The organism is Achromobacter sp. ES-001, from assembly GCF_019448355.1.
GTDB classification, from domain to species: Bacteria; Pseudomonadota; Gammaproteobacteria; order Burkholderiales; family Burkholderiaceae_B; genus Achromobacter; species Achromobacter spanius_B.
The window spans coordinates 438813-455562 of the sequence record NZ_CP079940.1 but is presented as its reverse complement, the minus strand read 5'-3'; the positions used below and the strand labels follow the sequence as shown (position 1 = coordinate 455562).

Below are 16750 nucleotides of genomic sequence, written 5' to 3'. Positions count from 1 at the left end.
GGTGGCGCGGCGCTAGCTCAGGATTTGATGGCCGTCGTTTTCCTTGACCGCTTCTTCGCGGTACAGCCCCAGCGCGCGCATGACGGGCAGGTCGTTGAAACAGAACAGGCAGGCGTCATCGTTGGAAGACAGGTTGACGTGTTCGTGGATGGCCCAGGACGGTACGCAGAAGATGTCGCGTTCGGTCCAGTCATAGCGCTTGCCGTCGATGAGGCAATAGCCGCTGCCCTTGGCCACTTGGTAGATGAAGCTGCCGGTATGCCGATGCGCTTTGGTGTGTTCGCCCGGCCGCAGCAACTGCATGCTGGCGCCGATGGTCGGCATCACCGGCCCGCCGGTGGCGGGGTTGACGTAGTCAAGCAGGATGCCGTCGAAGGGGCTGCCGGCGGTGGTGCGGGCGTAGCGGCGCAAGGCGTCGTAGGTGGGTTCCCATTCGTACTTGAACAGGGGCGAATAAGGTTTCGTCCAGCCGGATACCTGCGGGCGCAAGGCGGCGTTGCCCCAGGCGGCGCTGGTATCGTCCACGGGATAGGTCACGGTCTGGTTCAGGTCGGGGTGCACGGCGTAGAAGCCGGCTTCCAGCGCGTTGACCAGCGGGATATCCAGGCCGTCCTGCCAGATGCAGGTGGTGCCGTCTTCGGCCACGCCATGTTCGTGCCAAGTGCCGTTGGGCGTCAGCACGAAGTCGTTCGCGCCCAGTGTCATCTTGTGGCCGTCCACGACGGTGTACGCGCCCTGCCCTTCCATGATGAAACGCAGCGCGGAATGGGAATGCTTGTGGGCCGAGGCCAGCTCGCCGGGCTGCATCACTTGCAGACCGGAATACAGCCAGCCCACGGCGGCCGCCACATCGCGTCGGCCGGGGTTGTTCAGGTAGATGACGCGGCGGCCCGCTTCTTCAGGCGACACCAATTCGGCCGACCGCAGTACATGTCCGCGCAAGTCCCGGTAGCGCCACACCACCGGCACCGACGCCGAGCGCGGCGCCCAGGGCTCAATCTTGTTCGCCACGGTCCACAAGGCGCCGGTTTCCAGGCGGGCAAGCTCCTGGTAATAGGCGATGCGTTCGGGCGAATCGGCCACATTGGCTCGGCCCGCGGTGTCTTCTCGATAGGCGTCGTACCGGTTCGCTTCCATCGCTGCCTCTTTTATAAAACCGTGAAGATTTTCGAAAATAATAGAGGTGGCAAGAAATCCGGGCAACGATTGCGCGCTAGGGGTTTTCCCGCCGCGACAGAATTAGTTGGTGTGACGCTGCGAAATACTGTACAAAAACACAGTGCGACGTGATACATTTCGCTCGCCCAAAAAACTGTCGTCCAGGGAGAATCCTGTGTCAGAAGCCGCTCATCTTGTTCAGTACATCGTCGTCCCCTATCGCGCCGCCGCCAACGGCGTGGCGCCTGGGGAAATCCGTCCGGCCAGCAGCGAATTCGGCGCCATCCGAATCGCTAATTCGATGGCGTCCAAATTCGCGGGGGTCGCGGCCTACGAAGTGTGGATCGACAAAGAAACCGGCGATATGGAATCGCCGCGCATCCTGACGCAAATCGGCACGGTGCCGTCGTTGGATGATTAAGGCGGGCCGTATCGCCACGCCCGCCGTGGGAACGTCTGGCCACGAGTCGGCAACGCGTCGATTTCTTTGACGCGTTGCCCGACTCCGGCGTCATGGCGTGCGGCGTCCTTGCCCGGGAAAGCGCTGGGCCAGCGCGCTGGATCAGGCGCGCTGCATAAGGCGTGCGTCATGGGGCGCACGTCTTGGGGCGCACGTCTTGGGGCGCACGTCTTGGGGCGAGCAGCCTCCGGTCCGCCCCATGACACGCGCGCGCCCCGCCTCAATACGTGTAGCTGACACCCAGTTGCGCGGTGCGCGGCGCGCCGGGATATACGTAAGTATTGAACGCGCCTTCGTCGTAATTGCGGTTGAACACGTTCGTCACGTCCAGGTTCACCCGCAGGTTCTTGTTGACCTGGTAGAAGCTGTACAGGTCCACCGCCACATAGGCGCCCATGTTGTAGGAAGACGCCACGGTCTGGCCGGCGCGGTCATCCACATAGCGCACGCCCGCGCCCAAGCCCAGGCCACGCGCCGGGCCCTCGTGGAATTCGTACATGTTCAACAGGCTTAGCGTGTTGCGCGGAATGTTGGCCAGGCGCGTGCCACGCGGCAGCGTGTTGTCTTCCGTGACCTTGGCATCCACATACGAATAGCCGCCAATTACCCGCCATTCACGCGTGATATTGCCCGCCACGTTCACATCGATGCCACGGCTGCGCACCTTGCCGGCCGCCACGCGGTAGGTCGGGTCGGCGGGGTCTACCGTCAGTACGTTTTTCTTGTCGATCTGGTAGGCGGCCACGTCGACGCTCAGGCGGCGGTCCAGCAATTCCCATTTAGCGCCTACTTCAAACGACTTGCCCTGTTCGGGATCGAACCCATTGCCTTGCCGGTCGGCGCCCGTGTTCGGCTTGTACGAACGCGCCGTGTTGGCGTAGACGGCCAGCGTGTCGGTCAGGTCGTAGATGACACCCAAGCGCGGCGTGACGGCGGTATCCGTGGTGCGCCAACTGGCGCCTGCGGGCAGGCGGTCGCGGTAGGTGTGCTCAAAGCGTTCAAAGCGCAGCCCGCCCAGCACCTTGAAGCGGTCGGTCAGCGCGACCTGGTCCTGCACGAAGGCGGCCCAGGTCTTGAGATTTTCCTTGTCGTGCGTGGTGATGCGCGTCAACGCGGGGCGTGGCTGGCCCAGCACGGGGTCGTACAGATCGATGGGATAAGCGGCGGCGCCCGCGGCCGAACGCCGGATGATGGACTGGTAATCGTAGTCTTCGACTTCGATGCCGGTCAGCAGCGTGTGGCGCAGGCCGCCCGTATTGAAGTTGCCGGTCAGGTTCAGTTGGACGTCGCGGTCCGTCCAGTCCAGCTTGCGGTAATTGAAGTTGCGGCCCAGCGTGCGGCCGTCGGCCTGCAAGGCGTTCGCTTCCACAGCGTTGCCTTTCAGCGTGCCGTCCAGCCATTGCGCGCCGCCGCCCAGCTTCCAGTTGTCGTTCAGCGCGTGTTCGAAGCGCAACTGCACCACGTTGTTGTCGTTATGCAGCTTGTTGTCGGTGCCTGTCTCCCAGACGTTGGTGTCGCGCGAGGCGCGTTGAGTCTGGTTGGGATAACGCGTCAGGCCACGGTCCAGCGGATGGTTGTTGCGCATCACCTCGGCTTCGAGCGTGATGCGGGTGGCGGCGCTGGGTTGCCAGCTGATCACGGGCGCAATGCCATAGCGTTCGGTGCTGACGTCATCACGAAAACTGTCGCCGCCTTCGGCCAGCGCATTGATGCGATAGGTCAAACTGCCGTCGTCATTCAGCGCACCGGTAGTGTCGATAGTGGCGCGGCGCATGCCGTGCGTGTCGACTTGCGTGCCCACGGTTACGCGCGATTCCGCCTCGGGCTGCTTGGTCACCACGTTGAAGGTACCGCCGGGGTCTCCCCGGCCGTACAGGCTGGTGTTGGGCCCCCGGATGACTTCCAGCCGTTCAAGCGTGTAGGAGTCAGGCGCGTTGGGATAGCCGCGATTGATGGGAAAGCCGTTGCGATAGTACTCACCGGTGGTGAATCCGCGCACGGTGACGGTGGTCAGCCCCTGCCCGCCGAAGTTGTTGGCGCGGCCGACACCGCCGGCGTAATCCAGCACTTGTTCCAGGCGCGTTGCATTGGTGTCTTCGACGACGTCGCGGGGCACCACGGTGATCGATTGCGGCACGTCGTGCAGCGCGGTGTCGGTACGCGTTGCGCTGAGCGAACGCGTGGCCCGATAGCCGATCACCGGGCCGTCGGCACGCTCGGCATCGCCGTAGACACTGACCGCCTCAAGCTGAACGGGTGGTGTTGTGCTGGCTTCGTCGGCCACCGCCAGCGGAACCGCCGTGTTCAAAAGACATGCTGAAAAGATGACGCGCCGCATTCCAAGATCCGAGAATTTTTAAGTGGCGCGATCTTACTATCGATGAAATCGATTCGCATTCTCAAAAATGTAATGGGGCGTGATGTCCACTTTTCACAACATGGCAACGGGCCGGATGCGTGGCATGTGCGGCATTGCGGCAGCGGCAGGCAGGATGCAAGCGTACGAAAGCCGGGATGGAAAATTGCGAGGGGGGGTAAAGCGGCGGGAAAGGCGAAGGGGCTACTGCGGAAGTACACAAGCACTGTGCACTTTGATGGTGCGCCCGACAGGAATCGAACCTGTATCAAGAGCTTCGGAAACTCTCATTCTATCCATTGAACTACGGGCGCAGCGCAAGGAGGCGACATTGTACCTAGTTTTCGATAGGCTGCATGAAGTGGGTCAAATCTTCCGCCAATCTCATCGAAAACCCGGTCAGATGCATTGGACGCTCGTCCCTGACACCGTTATATAATCCAGCGTTTGCTTGCAGGCGGATGCCCGACTTGTCCGCCGATTTGTGCAGTTACTGATTTTCTGTTGCCGCCGCCAGGCGCCCCACCCGTTAGCAGGATTTGGTCATGAGCAACGAGCAGGAACACATAGAAGAGCACTCCTCCCCCATCAAGACCCCCAAGCAACTGGTCGTCACGATCGTCCTGTCTTTCGTGATCCCCATCGCCATCATCATTCTGCTGGTGAACATGGTGGTCTCCGGTACCAAGACCGGAGCCGGCTCGGATTCCCTGTCCCCTGAAGCGGTCACCAAGCGCATCGCCCCGGTTGCGGGGTTCGAGCTTGTGGACGCCAACGCGCCCAAGGTGTTCAAGACGGGCGAGCAGGTCTTTGCGGCGGTCTGTACGGCCTGTCATACCGCCGGCGTGGCCGGTGCACCGAAGGTGGGCGACAACGCCGCCTGGGCGCCGTTCATCAAGTCGGGCTACGACACCATGTTGAACGTGGCCTTGCACGGCAAGGGCGGCATGCCGGCCAAGGGTGGCAACCCGACGCTGTCCGACTACGAAGTGGCGCGCGCGGTGGTCTATATGGCCAACAAGTCGGGCGCCTCGCTGCCTGAACCCGCCGCTCCGGCGGAAGAAGGCGCCAAGAAGGAAGCGGACGCCGCCCCGGCGACGGGCACAGCCTCGGCTGCCGCAGCGCCGGCTGCCGCAGCGCCGGCTGCCGCAGCTCCCGCAGCCCCCGCAGCCCCGGCTCCCGCCGCCGCTCCTGCCCCGACCGCGGCGGCGCCCGCGGCGCCGGCTCCTGCCGCTGCCCCGCAACAGGCCGCCGCCGTCAACCCGGCTGGCGAAAAGCTCTACAAGAGTGTCTGCTTCGCCTGTCACGCCACCGGCGTGGCCAACGCGCCCAAGTTCGGCGACAAGGCTGCCTGGGACCCCTACATCAAGACCGGCATGGACGCCATGGTGAAGGTCGCCATGCAAGGCAAGCCGCCGATGCCGCCCAAGGGCGGCGCCGCCAATGCCTCGGAAGAAGACATCCGCGCCGCCGTCCAGTACATGGTGGATCACGCCAAGTAATCCCGGCGTATGTCGCCGGAGCCGCGATGCGGATGACCCGGACAGTAAAAAGCCCCTTGAACATTCAAGGGGCTTTTTTATGGCTGCGTTACGGGTAAGGGCGACGCCGGGACGCCGAGACGCCGGAACGCCAGACCACCGGACCGCCGGACCGCCGGACCGTCGCCGCGGCTTATTCCGCCGACGATTTCAACAGCGACATGCCCAGCTGCACCCGGCGTTGCAGCCACAGGCTGGGGCGATAGCGCGGATCGCCCGTCACGCGCTGCATGCTTTTCAGGATTTCCAGAATGCGGTCCGCGCCCAGCTTGTCGCCCAGCGCCAGCGGGCCCACGGGGTAGCCCAAGCCCAGCGTCACGGCCTTGTCGATGTCTTCCGGCGTGGCGATCTGCTGCTGCGCGATATCGCTGGCGATGTTGACGATCATCGCCACGATGCGCTGGGCGATGAAGCCCGGCGAGTCCTCGATTACCGTGACCGGCACGCCATCGGCGGCCAGCAGGGCATGCGCCGCGTCGCGCCACTTGGCTTCGGTGGCGGGCGACACCATGAGGGTGCGGCGCTTGGCGCCATCGAAAGCGTAAAGCGCGTCCAGGCCGACCGTACGGCCGGCGTTCAGGCCTTGTGCCGACACCGTCGTCGACACGTCATCGCCAAACGGCGTGACGATGATCAACGCGTCCGCATCGGGCGATGCGCCCGTCACCAACGTGGCGCCCAGCTTTTCAACCAGCGCCGATGCACGTGCGTAGCCTTCCGCGTGCTTGGGGCTGACCCACACCTTCAGGCCGTCGGGCAGCGCCGGCACCGGCGGTTCAGCGGGCACTTGCTTTTGGCCATCGGCATACACATAGAAGCCTTCGCCGGCCTTGCGCCCGATCAGCCCACCGGCCAAACGCACCGTGGTGATGGGCGACGGACGAAAGCGCGCTTCGTCGAAGAACTGGCGGTAGATGGATTCCATCACCGGGTGCGACACATCCAGCGCGGTCAGGTCCAGCAGTTCGAACGGGCCCATGCGAAAGCCGGCCTGCTCGCGCATCACGGCGTCAACCTGGGCAAACGTGGCTACAGCCTCTTGGGCCACGCGCAGCCCTTCGGTGTTCATGCCACGGCCCGCGTGGTTGACGATGAAACCCGGCATGTCCTTGGCGCGCACGGGCGTATGGCCCATGCGGCGGGCCAAGTCGGCCAGCGCGTCGCCCACTTCGGGCGCGCTGCGCAGGCCGTCGATGACTTCCACCACCTTCATCAACGCCACCGGGTTGAAGAAGTGATAGCCGGCCACGCGGCGTGGGTGCTTGCAGGCGGCCGCGATGGCGGTAATGGACAGCGACGACGTGTTCGACGCCAGGATGCAGTCTTCCGAGACCACGCCTTCCAGGGCGGCGAACAGGTCGCGCTTGACGTCCAGGCGTTCAACGATGGCTTCCACCACCAACTGGCAGGCCGACATATCGGTCAGCGCGGTGGCGGCTTCCACGCGTTCCAGCGCGGCTTGTGCGTCGGCGGCGGTCAGCTTGCCCTTTTGAGCCAGCTTGTCCCACGTCTGGCGCAACGATTCGCGCGCGGCCGTCACGGCGTCGGCGCTGGTGTCGTACAGACGCACACGTAGCCCGGCTTGCGCCGCGATCTGCGCGATGCCGCGCCCCATGGCCCCGGCGCCCACGACGCCGATGGTTTGAATCTCCGTCATCAACTCTCTCCTGCCTGTATTGGGTATTGGAATGGTGGTGCGCGCCGCGGCATGGCGCACGGCAAGCGGGCGGCGCCTGGCCGCCCGCCGCGATCAGGGCTGGCTTTGAGCCAGCGCCTGGATTTCTTCAGCCGACAACCCCAGCTTCTCCGCCAGCACCTGCGCGGTGTGCTCGCCCAGCATGGGCGGCGGACGGCGGTATTGAACCGGGCTGTCGGAGAACTTCAGGGGGCTGGACGCCATCGGCACCTTGCCGGCAGCCGGATGCGGAAGTTCGCGCTTCATTTCGCGCGCCAGCACGTGCGGGTCTTCGTAGACCTGGTCCAGCGTATTGATGGGGCCGGCCGGCACGCCCACGCCTTCCAGCGCGGCCAGCCAGTGGTCGCGCGCGCCGGTGGCCATGCGCTCGGCCAGCAGCGGCACCAGTTCGGCGCGGTTCTTCACGCGCTGCGGGTTGGTGGAAAAACGCGGGTCGGCGGACAGCTCCGGCAGACCGATGGCGCCGCAGTAGTTGCGGAACTGGCTGTCGTTGCCCACCGCCACGATCAAGTGGCCGTCGGATGCCGCGAACACCTGGTAAGGCACCAGGTTCTGGTGCGCGTTGCCCGCGCGCTGGGGCGCCACGCCAGAGGTCATGAAGTTCAGGTTTTGATTGGCCATCATGCTGACCTGGCAATCCAGCAGCGCCATGTCGATGTGCTGGCCCAGCCCGCTATTGGCGCGTTCCAGCAGCGCGGCCAGGATGCCCACGGTGGAATACATGCCGGTCATAAGGTCCGCCACGGCCACGCCGGCCTTTTGCGGGCCGCCGCCGGGCAGGTCGTCGCGTTCGCCCGTGATGCTCATCAGGCCGCCCATGCCCTGGATCATGAAGTCATAGCCGGGGCGGCTGGCGTACGGGCCGGTCTGGCCAAAGCCGGTGATCGAGCAATAGATCAAACGCGGGTTGATGGCCTTCAGGCTTTCGTAGTCCAGACCGTATTTCTTCAGGCCGCCTACTTTGAAGTTTTCCACCAGGATGTCGCTTTGCAGGGCGAGTTCCCGCACCAGCTCGGCGCCGCGCGGCGAGGCGATGTCCAGCGCCACCGACATCTTGTTGCGGTTGGCGGACAGGTAGTAGGCGGCTTCGGTGGTGTCGTTGCCCGCTTCGTCCTTCAGATACGGAGGCCCCCACGCGCGCGTGTCGTCGCCCGAGCCGGGCCGTTCGATCTTGATGACCTCGGCGCCCAGGTCGGCCAGGTTCTGGGTGCACCAGGGGCCCGCCAGCACGCGGGTCAAATCCAGCACGCGTATGCCGGTAAGGGGAGCGGGACGTTGCGACATCTGTAGTCTTTTCGCTAGATGAGAAATGAAAACGTCCGGCTTGCGGCCACGCGCGAAGCCAGACTGGAATTCCGTCATGCCGGCGGATCAGGCCGCCGGCGCGTCATACCCGGACGCGGACCGTTAGGGTCGCGCCCGCGGCACCATTCGTCAATCCGGATATTAGCTGTTTGGACACTATGACCGGATTTCCAGGCGGAAAACGCTCAGGAATGCGCCTTGATCGTTTCGCGGGCGATCACCAGCTGCTGGATCTGCGAGGTGCCTTCAAAGATGCGGAACAGGCGCACGTCGCGGTAGAAGCGTTCAACGGCGTATTCGGACATGTAGCCCGCGCCGCCATGGATCTGCACGGCGCGGTCCGCCACGCGGCCCACCATCTCGGTCGAGAACAGCTTGCAGCAGGCGGCCTGCATGGTCGTGTTCTCGCCACGATCGCGCATGCGGGCCGCGTCCAGCACCATGCAGCGGGCGGCGTAAAGCTCGGCCTGGCTGTCGGCAATCATGGCCTGGATCAGCTGGAATTCCGCGATGGGCTGGCCGAACTGCTTGCGCTCCATGGCGTACTTGACCGCGTCGGCCAGCAAGCGGTCGGCAATGCCCACGCACAGCGCCGAGATATGCAGCCGGCCCTTGTCCAGCACGCGCATCGACGTGCGAAAACCGTTGCCCTCTTCGCCGCCCAGCAAGGCGCTGGCGGGGACGCGGCAGTTGTCGAACACGACATCGCTGGTCAAGGCGCCCGCCTGGCCCATCTTCTTGTCGGGCTTGCCGATGATGAGGCCGGGCGTGCCGGCTTCGACCAAAAAGCACGAAATGGAATTGGCGCGGCGTTCAGGCGCGGTGCGCGCCATGACCGAGAACAGGCCAGCGATGGGCGCGTTGGTGATGTAGCGCTTGGTGCCGTTGAGCACGTAGCTGTCGCCGTCGCGCTCGGCCGACAGGCGCAGCGCCATCGCGTCGGAACCGGCGTCCGGCTCAGTCAACGCGAACGATCCGATCAATTCACCGCTGGCCAGCTTGGGCAGGTAGCGCGCGCGCTGTTCGTCCGTGCCCGCCAACACGATGGCTTGCGAGCCGATGCCGATGTTGGTGCCCGCCAGCGAACGGAAGGCGGGCGAGGTCTGGCCCAGCTCGAACACCACGCGCACTTCTTCTTCCATCGTCAGGCCCAGGCCGCCGAAGTCGGGCGAAATGGACAGGCCGAACAGGCCCAGTTCACGCATTTCGTTGACGATGTCCGGCGGCACCTGCCCGCTGGTGGCCAGTTCGTCTTCGGCGGGAATCAGGCGTTCGTGCACGAAGCGGTGCACGGCGTCCAGCAACAGGTTCAGGGTTTCAGTGTCGAGGGCCATGGTGCAAGTCTCAGAAGATGGATAAGCAGGCAGAGGGTCGGTGGCCGTGCGTCAGGCGCGCATGCCGCCCACCAGTAAATCGAAATAACCGTCGGCGATGGTCTCGGCGCTGTCGCCCTGGCCGGGCTTGTACCAGCGCACCATCCAATTCAGCATGGACAGCACGGCGCGGCCGGTCGCGGCCACATCCAGCGGGCGGAACACGCCCTGCTCCACGCCTTGCGCGATGACTTCGCGCAGTCGCTTTTCGTACCCATCGCGCAGGCGCGCGGCGTCTTCGCGCTCGGGCAGCGCCATGCCGGAATAGCCGATCAGCATCGTGACGAATTCGGCGTGGTGCTGTTCGAAGTAGCGGGCGTGACCCACCATGAAGGCGCGCAGCCGGGCGGCGGCGCCCTGCGCGGCCGTCACATCCTGGCCGACGCTTTGGGTCAGGCCATTCAACACGCCCAGGATGATGGCGTCGTAAATGTCCTGCTTGGTGGTGTAGTAGTGATAGATGGCGGCCTTGGACACGCCGATGGCGGCGGCCAGGTCCGACACCGAACTGCCGTCGTAGCCGCTTTGGGCGAAGAGCTTGGCGGCTTCTTCCAGGATGCGTTCGCGGGGCGCCACCAGCGTGGGCGGACGGCCGGCGCGGGCGCGTTTCTGAACAGGAGGGGCGGAGGTCGCCATGACAGCCTTTGGAGGCTTGCGCCGAGAACCGCGCGCGGGTCGGATGACCCTGCATTGACAGCGGTTCGGCGCATGCCGTTAAATAAAGATTAATTAATTACCGGACGGTCGGTAGGTAATTATAGGCACATCCGCCTTTTGGGCTCAAGATGGTTTTTTAGTGCCCGAGTGCTTGCGGGCAAGCCCTTTCTGGACTGACCTGGACACAACGCGACGACGCTATGCCCCACTCTCTCGTGACAGATTTGTATGGCCAGATGTCCCTGCCGGTCATCAGCGCCCCCATGTTCATCGTCTCAAACCCGCAACTGGTGATCGCGCAGTGCACGAGCGGCATCGTGGGTTCGTTCCCCGCGCTGAACGCGCGTCCGCAAAGCCTGTTGACCGATTGGCTGGATGAGGTCGAGGCCGGCTTGGCCTCGCACCGGGAAGCCAACCCCGGCGCCGTCGTGGCGCCGTATGCGGTCAACCAGATCATTCACCAGTCCAACGACCGCCTGGAGCAGGATCTGGCCGTTTGCGCCAGCCACCGCGTGCCGCTCATCATCACCAGCCTGCGCGCCCCCGGCGACCTGGTCAAAGGCGTGCACGACTGGGGCGGCAAGGTTTTTCACGACGTCACCACGCTGCGCCATGCCGAAAAGGCGCTGGAAGCGGGCGTCGATGGGCTGATCCTGGTGTGCACGGGCGCGGGCGGCCACGCCGGCACGCTCAGCCCCTTTGCGCTGCTGTCCGAAGTCCGCCGCTTCTATGACGGCCCGCTGATCCTGTCCGGCGCCATCACGTCCGGCGCGCACGTGCTGGCGGCGCTGGCCATGGGCGCCGACTTTGCCTATATGGGTACGCGCTTTATCGCCAGCCAGGAAGCCAACGCCAGCGAAGGCTACAAATCCGCCATCGTCGAAGCCAGCGCGTCCGACATTCTGTACACGCCATTCTTCACCGGCATCCCGGGCAATTACCTGAAGGCCAGCATCACCGCCTCGGGCCTGGACCCCGCCAACCTGCCGCAGCCGGACAGCGGCGCCTCCAACTTTGGATCGTCGCGGGTTAAGCCGTGGAAAGACATCTGGGGCGCGGGCCAGGGCGTGGGCGGCATCGCCAGCGTGTTGCCCACGCGCGAAATCGTCGCCACGCTGCGCCGCGAATATGCCCAGGCCAAGGCGCAGCTGGAAGGCAGGTCGTTCGCATGAGCGCGGGGCTGAAAGTCGCCCGCGACGGCGCGGTACTGACGCTGACCATCGACCGCCAGGACCGCCGCAACGCGCTGGACACGGCCACCTACGCCGCGCTGACCGAGCAGCTGTCGCTGGCCAGCGCCGATCAGGCCGTGTCAGCGGTGATACTGACGGGCGCGGGCCAGCATTTCACGGCGGGCAATGACCTGCGAGACTTCCAGGCGGAACGCGGCGCGGGCGATAGCGCGGGGCTGACGTTCTTGCGGGCGCTGTCCACGGCCGAGGTACCGGTGATCGCGGCGGTCGAGGGCTATGCGATCGGCATTGGCGTGACCCTGTTGCAGCATTGCGACTTTGTCCATATTGGCCAGGGCGCCACGCTGCGCATGCCGTTCGTGGCGCTGGGCCTGTGCCCCGAGGGCGCGTCCAGCCTGCTGATGCCGCGCCTGGCGGGCCGGCGCGCCGCCGAATGGCTATTGCAAGGCAAGGCGTTTTCGGCTGAGGACGCGCGCGACGCGGGTCTGGCCACCAGCGTCACACCGGCAGGCGCGGCGCTGGTCGCCGCACAGGCCACGGCCGCCGACCTGGCCCGCCAACCGCCGGCTGCCTTGCGTCTGACCAAGGCCATGATGAAACGCGCGGATCGCCTGGCCATCCAGGAAACGCTGGACTACGAAGCCCAGCAATTCCGCGCCCGCCTGCAAACCGAAGAGGCGCAGGCGGCATTTGCGAAGTTCTTCAAGAAATAGCGGGCCAGGCGGGGGATTGCGGGCCGATTGAGGTCGCGATCTTCCCGCGCCGCATCAAAACGGCGAATCAGGCCGGAAATTGGGTGCCCGGCGTTCGCGCAGCGACTGGATGCCTTCCTTCACGTCCGGCCCGCCAAACCCCATGAACTCCAGCGCCAGCGACGTATCGAAGCTGGGGCCGGCCATGCGCAGCCAATTGTTCAGCGAATATTTGGTCCAGCGGATGGCGGTCTGCGATCCGGCGGCCAGTTTGTTGGCGACTTCGAAGGCGCGGGGTATCAAATCGGCTTCATCGACGCACAGCGACACCAGGCCGATGCGCTCGGCTTCTTCGCCGGTCACGGTTTCGCACAGCATCAGGTAGTACTTGGCCTTGGCCATGCCGCACAGCAGCGGCCAGACGATAGCGGCGTGGTCGCCCGCCGTCACGCCCAGGCGGGTGTGGCCATCGATGATGCGGGCGTCGCGCGCCGCAATCGAGATGTCGGCCAGCAGGCCGGCCACCAGCCCCGCCCCCACCGCCGCGCCGTGCATGGCGGACACGATGGGCTTGTTGCAGTTGATGATGTTGTAGACCAGGTCGCGCGCTTCACGCCAGACGCGGGTGCGCACGTCGAAGTCGTCGGCCATCTGCTGCACCAGCTCCAGGTCGCCGCCCCCCGAAAAGCCTTTGCCTTCGCCACGGATCACCACGACACGGGTGTCGGGGTCGGTGTCGATGTCGCGCCAGATGTCCGCCAGTTCGCGGTGCATGCGGTCATCCGCCGTGGACAGCTTGCCGGGCTGCCCGCCCTTGGCGCCCATGATCAGCTCCAGCACGCCACCGGGGTGCCGGCGCAGCTTCAGGGATTCATAGGCTGAATAGTGTTGCAGCGTGATATCGGTCATTGTCTACTCCGGGGTTGTCAGGGGCTGCCGGGCGTACAAGCCGGCATGTTTTTGCGCACTATAGTGGATACACGAACGCCGCCCCGCCGCTTGTCCACAGGAGCCTCAGCCAATGAACACCCCCGCCCCGACCGCCGGCGCCCCCATCGACCGCGCCAGCCTGCCCGCCCTGTTCGCCCCCCGCGAAGCCGACACGCACAAGGGCAGCTTCGGCACGGTCGGCGTGGTGGGCGGCGGCCACGGCATGACAGGCGCTGCGCTGCTTGCCGCCCGCGCTGCCTTGTTGACCGGCGCCGGCAAGGTGCTGGTGGGCTTTGCACAGGAAACGTCGCCGATGGCCTGCGACCCGCACCAGCCGGAACTGATGCTGCGCGACGCCCGTTCGCTGCTGGACACCGACTGGGGCGTGACCGCCTGGGTGGCGGGCTGCGGGATCGGCACGGACGCGTTGGCGGCCAACGCCCTGTCGGAACTGTTCGTGCTGCGGCATCAAACCCCGCTGGTGCTGGACGCCGACGGGCTTAACCTCCTGGCCTGCGGCGGCATCCAGCCCAATTGGGGCGCCGGTCCGGTTGTGCTGACGCCGCATCCTGCCGAAGCCGGCCGCCTGCTGGGCATCCCCGCGGCCCAGGTTCAGGCCGACCGCCCCGGCGCCGCCTGGAAATTGGCGCAGCGCTATCAATGCTGGGTGGTGCTGAAAGGCGCGGGCACGGTGGTCTGCCACCCGGCTCACGGCATCCGGGTCAATACCAGCGGCAATCCCGGTTTGGCCACGGCCGGCACCGGCGACGTTCTGGCGGGAATGCTGGGATCTTTATTGGCGCAGAAGCTGCCCGAAGACCAAGCCGTGCCCGGCGCCGTCTGGCTGCACGGCGCGGCCGCGGATGCGCTGGTGGCAGCGGGTGTTGGCCCGATCGGCCTGACCGCCTCAGAGCTGCCAAACGCGGCCCGCGCCCTGCGCAATGGCCGCTAAGTCCCCGTCAAATAAACATTTTTACAACATACTAGGGTTTTCCCTAAAACAATCATTGCGCCATCCCTAGGGTTATCCCTATAATGGTTTTCACCAAGACGAAACGGACTGGAGAAAGACCATGACTGAACTGACCCTGAATAGCACTGCCCGCCTGACCGACGCGCTGGAGCGCGACCTGCTGCGCGGCGCCCTGGAAAACCAACCCAATTCCCACCCGCTGACCAGCCTGAAGAAGGCCGGCCAAGCCGTGATCGCCGCTGTCGCTGGCGTGTTCGCCTTCATCGACGAAGTCAACGAATCGATGAATCAGGCCCGCGCCGCCAGCTCGCGCTTCTCCGGCTCGCAGTGGTAAAAACAGCCGCGCTGGGCTGAAATCGCGACGATCTCCCGCGATTTCGCCCGGCGCGCTGTCGTTGCACGGCCCGCTTGCCAGCCAAGCGCCCCGGCAACGAGTATCTGGCGCCGTCCCTCACAGGCGCCTTCGCGCCGCGCCGGTTCCCGTGATCTGCAACGGGGACCCCCGCGGCGCCCTCTTTGGCCCAGCGCCACCCCCCTCTTCTCGGCGTTTTCCCTAGCGCCTGGTTCGCCGTTCTTCATTGACAGCGCGCGAAGCCCCTACCGATAATCGGCCCCTTGCCGTCGTGCCTGGCGCCTTCCCCCTCCCAAGCTTCTCTTGCGGTCGACACGCTGTGTCCACCCTGGCCTTGGTGGTTTTCGCGCAGGCACGATCCGGTTCGTTATTCCTCCGGAGTTGTCACCATGAAGTTGCGCACCACCCTGGCCCTTGTGGCCGCCGCCATTCCCTTGGCAGCCGCCCAAGCCCAGACGCTGAAGATCGGCCTGTCGGCCGAACCCACTTCGGCGGACCCCCACTATCACAAGATGACGCAGAACGACGCGTTCTCCGCGCACGTCTACAGTTCGCTGGTGGGTCGCAGCGCCGACATGAAGTTGACGCCTCAATTGGCCAAGTCCTGGAAGAACCTGGACGATCTGACCTGGGAATTCAAGCTGCGCGACGACGTCAAGTTCTCGAACGGCAAGCCGTTCACGTCCGAAGACGTGCTGTTCACCATCTGCCGCACGCTGAACAACGAAACCAACGTGTCGCAGTCCTACATGGACATGACCAAGCGCATCACGGACGTGCAAACGCCCGACGCGCACACCGTCATCATCAAGACCGGCGAGCCGTTCCCGCTGATGCCCGCCGAGCTGGCCCGCTCGCTGCCCATCGTGTGGAACGGCATTGTCGAGCACGGCAAGCTGACGTTCGACCCCAAGAAGGGTTGCGGCGTGACGGGCCCGTGGCCCACGGTTGCCGACTTCAACAACGGCAAGGATTCCATCGGAACCGGCCCGTACACCCTGAAGTCCTACGTGAAAGGCACCGGCATCGAGCTGGTCCGCAACGAGAACTACTGGGGCGAGAAGCCGTACTGGAAGGAAGTGAAGTTCGTGCCGGTGCCGTCCGCCGGCCCGCGCCTGACCGGCCTGCTGTCGGGTGACTTCGACATGATCGAAAACCCGGCCGCCCGTGACCTGCCGCGCCTGAAGGACAACCCGAAGTTCGGCTTTGTGGCCACGCCGTCCACCCGCCTGGTGTTCTTCCAGCCGGACGTGGCCCGCAACCCGAGCCCGTTCGTCAAGAGCGCCGACGGCAAGAACCCGCTGCAAGACCTGCGCGTGCGCAAGGCGATTTCGATGGCCATCGACCGCAAGACCATCACCGCCCGCATCATGGACGGCATGGCCACCCCGGCCTACCAGTTCATGCCCGACGGCATGTTCGGCGCGCTGCCCAAGGCCCCGGAAATCAAGTACGACCCCGAAGGCGCCAAGAAGCTGCTGGCCGAAGCCGGCTACCCGAACGGCTTTGAATTGACGCTGTCGTCCACCAACGACCGCTACGTCAACGACGGCCAGGTCGCACAGGCCGTGGCGCAATACCTGGCCCGCGTCGGCATCAAGACCCACGTGGACGCCATGACGGCATCCATCTATTTCCCCAAGCGCGCCAAGCGCGAGTTCAGCTTCTCGATGGGCGGCTGGCCGGCGGAAACGGGTGAAGCCTCGGCGTTGTTCCAGCTGTGGGTTGCGTCCCTGGATTCGCCCAACAGCCTGGGCACCAGCAACTACGGCGGCTTTTCCAATGCCGATTTCGACAAGGTCTACAAGCAGGCCATCGTGACGGTGGACGCGCCCAAGCGCGAAAAGCTGTTGCAGGAATCCACCCAGATCGCCCTGGACAACGTGCCGCTGATCCCGCTGCACTTCGAAAGCAGCATCTGGGCCTTCCGCAAGGGCATCACCTACGAAGGCCGCCGCGACCAGTACACCCTGGCCACGTCCGTCACGCCCGACAAGAAGTGATCCACCGCGTCTGAACCAGAAAACGGCTGCCCTGTGCAGCCGATTTTTTTGGTCGGATACC

At 65.1% G+C, this 16750-nt stretch carries 14 protein-coding genes and 1 tRNA gene; 7 read left to right on the top strand and 8 right to left on the bottom strand.

The features are described from left to right. Positions 1 to 12: 12 nt before the first annotated feature. A complete protein-coding gene (locus tag KYT87_RS01965; RefSeq protein WP_046806600.1) occupies positions 13 to 1137 on the bottom strand; it encodes a cupin domain-containing protein in 1125 nt (374 codons plus the stop codon). Between the two features lie 196 nt (positions 1138 to 1333). Here KYT87_RS01965 and KYT87_RS01960 point away from each other — a divergent pair, with 196 nt between their 5' ends. Next, positions 1334 to 1579, top strand: a complete 246-nt coding sequence (locus tag KYT87_RS01960; protein WP_006217094.1) for a hypothetical protein — start codon at positions 1334 to 1336, stop codon at positions 1577 to 1579. Positions 1580 to 1838: 259 nt separating this feature from the next. On the opposite strand, the gene KYT87_RS01955 is transcribed toward KYT87_RS01960, so the two are convergent. Continuing rightward, the gene (locus KYT87_RS01955) at positions 1839 to 3926 is read right to left on the bottom strand and encodes a TonB-dependent siderophore receptor (RefSeq protein ID WP_219991610.1); all 2088 of its coding nucleotides are present in this window, start codon (positions 3924 to 3926) and stop codon (positions 1839 to 1841) included. A gap of 287 nt (positions 3927 to 4213) precedes the next feature. Beyond that, positions 4214 to 4288 (bottom strand) — tRNA-Arg (locus tag KYT87_RS01950). A gap of 231 nt (positions 4289 to 4519) precedes the next feature. Here KYT87_RS01950 and KYT87_RS01945 point away from each other — a divergent pair. Beyond that, positions 4520 to 5476, top strand: coding sequence for a cytochrome c5 family protein (locus tag KYT87_RS01945; RefSeq protein WP_219991609.1), 957 nt, complete (start codon positions 4520 to 4522; stop codon positions 5474 to 5476). 172 nt (positions 5477 to 5648) lie between these two features. Here KYT87_RS01945 and KYT87_RS01940 read toward each other — a convergent pair whose 3' ends face one another. The 4 genes from KYT87_RS01940 to KYT87_RS01925 all read right to left on the bottom strand — a co-directional run bounded on the left by KYT87_RS01940 (position 5649) and on the right by KYT87_RS01925 (position 10525). Further along, positions 5649 to 7172, bottom strand: coding sequence for a 3-hydroxyacyl-CoA dehydrogenase (locus KYT87_RS01940; RefSeq protein WP_046806603.1), 1524 nt, complete (start codon positions 7170 to 7172; stop codon positions 5649 to 5651). Positions 7173 to 7265: 93 nt separating this feature from the next. Continuing rightward, entirely contained in the window at positions 7266 to 8495 is a 1230-nt protein-coding gene (locus tag KYT87_RS01935; RefSeq protein WP_046806604.1) for a CaiB/BaiF CoA-transferase family protein, read from the bottom strand. Positions 8496 to 8701: 206 nt separating this feature from the next. Continuing rightward, a complete protein-coding gene (locus KYT87_RS01930) occupies positions 8702 to 9850 on the bottom strand; it encodes an acyl-CoA dehydrogenase family protein (RefSeq protein ID WP_046806605.1) in 1149 nt (382 codons plus the stop codon). Positions 9851 to 9901: 51 nt separating this feature from the next. Next, positions 9902 to 10525, bottom strand: a complete 624-nt coding sequence (locus KYT87_RS01925; protein WP_219991608.1) for a TetR/AcrR family transcriptional regulator — start codon at positions 10523 to 10525, stop codon at positions 9902 to 9904. Between the two features lie 221 nt (positions 10526 to 10746). Between KYT87_RS01925 and KYT87_RS01920 the strand changes: the two genes are divergently transcribed. Both KYT87_RS01920 and KYT87_RS01915 read left to right on the top strand, forming a co-directional pair. Next, entirely contained in the window at positions 10747 to 11718 is a 972-nt protein-coding gene (locus KYT87_RS01920; RefSeq protein WP_219991607.1) for a nitronate monooxygenase family protein, read from the top strand. Then, entirely contained in the window at positions 11715 to 12452 is a 738-nt protein-coding gene (locus KYT87_RS01915) for an enoyl-CoA hydratase-related protein (RefSeq protein WP_046806608.1), read from the top strand. The genes KYT87_RS01920 and KYT87_RS01915 overlap by 4 nt, the downstream gene beginning before the upstream one ends. A 54-nt stretch (positions 12453 to 12506) precedes the next feature. Here KYT87_RS01915 and KYT87_RS01910 read toward each other — a convergent pair whose 3' ends face one another. After that, positions 12507 to 13340: an enoyl-CoA hydratase/isomerase family protein gene (locus KYT87_RS01910; RefSeq protein ID WP_046806609.1), complete on the bottom strand. Its 834-nt coding sequence runs from the start codon at positions 13338 to 13340 to the stop codon at positions 12507 to 12509. A 112-nt stretch (positions 13341 to 13452) separates the two neighbouring features. On the opposite strand from KYT87_RS01910, the gene KYT87_RS01905 reads away from it, so the two are divergent. The 3 genes from KYT87_RS01905 (at position 13453) to KYT87_RS01895 (ending at position 16689) form a co-directional block, all read left to right on the top strand. Then, positions 13453 to 14313, top strand: coding sequence for an NAD(P)H-hydrate dehydratase (locus KYT87_RS01905; RefSeq protein WP_104144808.1), 861 nt, complete (start codon positions 13453 to 13455; stop codon positions 14311 to 14313). A 121-nt stretch (positions 14314 to 14434) separates the two neighbouring features. Next, complete coding sequence (locus KYT87_RS01900) at positions 14435 to 14668, top strand: hypothetical protein (RefSeq protein WP_046806611.1); 234 nt, start codon at positions 14435 to 14437, stop codon at positions 14666 to 14668. A 407-nt stretch (positions 14669 to 15075) separates the two neighbouring features. Continuing rightward, complete coding sequence (locus KYT87_RS01895; protein WP_046806612.1) at positions 15076 to 16689, top strand: ABC transporter substrate-binding protein; 1614 nt, start codon at positions 15076 to 15078, stop codon at positions 16687 to 16689. The last annotated feature ends 61 nt before the right edge of the window (positions 16690 to 16750 follow it).

Coding starts and splice junctions, on each gene's coding strand:
- KYT87_RS01965 (WP_046806600.1), bottom strand. CDS start 1,137: ATGGAAGCGAACCGGTACGACGCCTATCGAGAAGACACCGCGGGCCGA.
- KYT87_RS01945 (WP_219991609.1), top strand. CDS start 4,520: ATGAGCAACGAGCAGGAACACATAGAAGAGCACTCCTCCCCCATCAAG.
- KYT87_RS01940 (WP_046806603.1), bottom strand. CDS start 7,172: ATGACGGAGATTCAAACCATCGGCGTCGTGGGCGCCGGGGCCATGGGG.
- KYT87_RS01935 (WP_046806604.1), bottom strand. CDS start 8,495: ATGTCGCAACGTCCCGCTCCCCTTACCGGCATACGCGTGCTGGATTTG.
- KYT87_RS01930 (WP_046806605.1), bottom strand. CDS start 9,850: ATGGCCCTCGACACTGAAACCCTGAACCTGTTGCTGGACGCCGTGCAC.
- KYT87_RS01925 (WP_219991608.1), bottom strand. CDS start 10,525: ATGGCGACCTCCGCCCCTCCTGTTCAGAAACGCGCCCGCGCCGGCCGT.
- KYT87_RS01920 (WP_219991607.1), top strand. CDS start 10,747: ATGCCCCACTCTCTCGTGACAGATTTGTATGGCCAGATGTCCCTGCCG.
- KYT87_RS01915 (WP_046806608.1), top strand. CDS start 11,715: ATGAGCGCGGGGCTGAAAGTCGCCCGCGACGGCGCGGTACTGACGCTG.
- KYT87_RS01910 (WP_046806609.1), bottom strand. CDS start 13,340: ATGACCGATATCACGCTGCAACACTATTCAGCCTATGAATCCCTGAAG.
- KYT87_RS01905 (WP_104144808.1), top strand. CDS start 13,453: ATGAACACCCCCGCCCCGACCGCCGGCGCCCCCATCGACCGCGCCAGC.
- KYT87_RS01900 (WP_046806611.1), top strand. CDS start 14,435: ATGACTGAACTGACCCTGAATAGCACTGCCCGCCTGACCGACGCGCTG.
- KYT87_RS01895 (WP_046806612.1), top strand. CDS start 15,076: ATGAAGTTGCGCACCACCCTGGCCCTTGTGGCCGCCGCCATTCCCTTG.